This is a genomic window from Ferruginibacter sp., assembly GCF_031430955.1.
Lineage (GTDB): Bacteria > Bacteroidota > Bacteroidia > Chitinophagales > Chitinophagaceae > Ferruginibacter.
Window position 1 is genome coordinate 1 of the sequence record NZ_JANPCM010000484.1, and the last position, 2617, is coordinate 2617.

The following is a 2617-nucleotide window of genomic DNA, read 5'->3' on the forward strand; positions in this document are numbered from 1 at the left end:
AGAAATTATTTTTCAGAAGATAAAAGTATACCACATAAAATAAGCATTGATTAAATAAAGCCTGAAATATTGTTCTTGATGGCTCTTTATCTATAATAAATAAAATTTCGTAAATGATATAGGTAGTGATACCTATCGAAAATGATATTGCAAAAGCCTTTAACCTGCAGTTTTCAATAAATTCATCTTCAATTTTTTCTCTTGAAAAAATAATTAATGCAAAACCAATAATTGCAATGATTGATGCAATAGATTTAGCAAGCCCGGCATGGCTTTTAATTTGTGGAAAAAAATATACCAACAGAAAAACCAGCGGAATGGTTAATACTAAAATTATAGTACCAATCAGTTTGAATTTGTTAGATAAAAGTTTAATGACAGGCATGATGTAAAGTTTATTTTACGTCAAACATACTTTACATTTATTTATTTTCCAAATTATTTTTGCCTTTTTAAATACCAATTAAATAGCAGCCTTTTTTCACTTCAACACCCCCAACTCTCTCCCCACTTTCGTAAACGCCGCAATCGCTTTATCCAAATGTGCCTGCTCATGTGCTGCACTTAACTGCACCCTTATTCTTGCCTGACCTTTTGCCACCACAGGAAAGAAAAATCCAATTACATAAATACCTTCCTCCAGTAATTTAGCAGCAAAGTTTTGTGCAACAGTTGCTTCGTACAGCATGATAGGTACAATTGGGTGATCGCCGGGTTTAATATCAAAACCGGCTTCTGTCATTTTACTGCGAAAGTATTTGGTGTTGTATTCTAACTGATCTCTCAGTTCTGTTGTTTCACTCAACATATCTAATACCGCAATACTTGCACCCACAATACTTGGCGCAACGGTGTTACTGAATAAATAAGGACGGCTGCGCTGGCGTAACATTTCTATAATTTCTTTTCTGCCACTGGTAAAACCACCGCTTGCGCCACCCAATGCTTTGCCCAATGTGCCGGTAATAATATCAATCCGGCCCATTACATTTCTGTATTCATGTGTGCCTCTTCCTGTCTTGCCTAAAAAGCCCGAAGAATGACATTCATCAATCATTACAATAGCATCATATTTATCGGCGAGGTCGCAAATTTTATCTAATTGTGCAATGGTGCCATCCATACTAAAGCTGCCATCGGTTACAATAATGCGGCTGCGTAAATGAACACTTTCTTTTAATTTAGTTTCCAGGTCGGCCATATTATTATGCTCATAACGGTAGCGCTGAGCCTTACATAAACGTACGCCATCAATTATGCTGGCATGGTTTAATGCATCGCTGATGATGGCATCTTCTTCGCCAAACAATGGTTCAAACACGCCGCCATTAGCATCAAAAGCCGCAGCGTATAAAATGGTATCTTCTGTACCTAAAAAATCAGCCAGTTTTTTTTCCAGTTCTTTATGAATATCCTGTGTGCCGCAAATAAAACGAACACTGCTCATGCCATACCCTCTTAAATCAATATATTTTTTTGCGGCAGCAACTACTTTGGGGTGAGAAGAAAGACCGAGATAATTATTGGCACAAAAGTTTAAGACTGTTTTTCCGCCCACAATAATTTCGGCACCCTGATCGCTGGTAATAATGCGTTCTTTTTTAGACAGGCCTGCAGCTTCAATTTCGGAAAGTTCTGCAGCAATGCGCTGTACAAATTTTTGGTTCATGTGATTAGTTTAGTAGGTGCAAATTTAGGATAAAAAGCCCCACCTATCCTTCCGCCAGCTGGCGGAGAGGGGAAATTTAGAAGATGATTGGGGAGATTGATATTGCATAAATACGCTTAGATAAAAGCCCAATAAAGGTATGCCGTACAAGTGAGTGACACAACAATGCTGACTATAGCTATAAAGTTGGGGCAAAAATTTATTTTTGCCCTTTACTGTAACATTTTATTACTGACCTTCGTATTGTACAAAAAAAACTAACCTTTTTCCCCAACAACCTTGTATGACTGAGAGAGAGTACAATGAATGCGTTAACCTGTATGCAGATAATGTGTACCGCTTTATCCTTAAAAATTTGAGGCACGAAGAGGATGCAAGAGATGTAGTACAGGGTGCTTTTGAAAAAATGTGGGTGAGCAGGAAAACGGTAGATAATGAAAGGTGTAAAAGCTTTTTGTTTACCGTGGCTTATCACCAAATGATTGATCATATCAGAAAGAATAAAAGGATTAGTTTAAGAGAAGAATTTAATGAAAATGCCCGGGGAACTGTAGATCCAAAACTGGATACTAAACGCATTTTAAATGAGGCGTTGAGTAAACTTAGCGATCTGCAACGCAGTTTGGTTATGCTTAAAGATTATGAGGGCTACAGTTACGAAGAGATTGGAAAAATTACTGAACTAAACGAAAGCCAGGTAAAAGTTTATTTACACCGGGCAAGATTGCAATTGAGGGAATATATTGTGAGGGTGGAAAACGTTATTTAAGTTGGCAGATGACAGAAAGGCTGCCCACTAACAACTAACCACTATCAACTATCAACTATGATTTTAAACAGAAATAATTACGAAGAGTTTTTTTTACTGTACATAGACAATGAACTGTCTGCGGCGGAAAGAAATGCTGTGGAATTATTTGTGCAGGATAATGCAGATTTAAAAGCAGA

At 37.3% G+C, this 2617-nt stretch carries 3 protein-coding genes; 1 reads left to right on the forward strand and 2 read right to left on the reverse strand.

The window, feature by feature from the left end; translation table 11 throughout:
• Positions 1–385: hypothetical protein (locus tag ACY65O_RS13430; protein ID WP_462221369.1), on the reverse strand; the 385-nt coding region annotated here is incomplete at its 3' end.
• Positions 386–481: 96 nt separating this feature from the next.
• Positions 482–1669 (reverse strand): glycine C-acetyltransferase, encoded by a 1188-nt coding sequence (kbl, locus tag ACY65O_RS13435; protein WP_462221370.1) that lies wholly within the window; start codon positions 1667–1669, stop codon positions 482–484.
• Between the two features lie 283 nt (positions 1670–1952).
• Here kbl and ACY65O_RS13440 point away from each other — a divergent pair, with 283 nt between their 5' ends.
• Entirely contained in the window at positions 1953–2438 is a 486-nt protein-coding gene (locus tag ACY65O_RS13440; protein WP_462221371.1) for an RNA polymerase sigma factor, read from the forward strand.
• Positions 2439–2617 lie beyond the last annotated feature (179 nt).

Excerpts from the sequence above, each read along its gene's own strand:
- ACY65O_RS13440 (WP_462221371.1), top strand. The coding sequence starts at position 1,953 with ATGACTGAGAGAGAGTACAATGAATGCGTTAACCTGTATGCAGATAAT.
- kbl (WP_462221370.1), bottom strand. The coding sequence starts at position 1,669 with ATGAACCAAAAATTTGTACAGCGCATTGCTGCAGAACTTTCCGAAATT.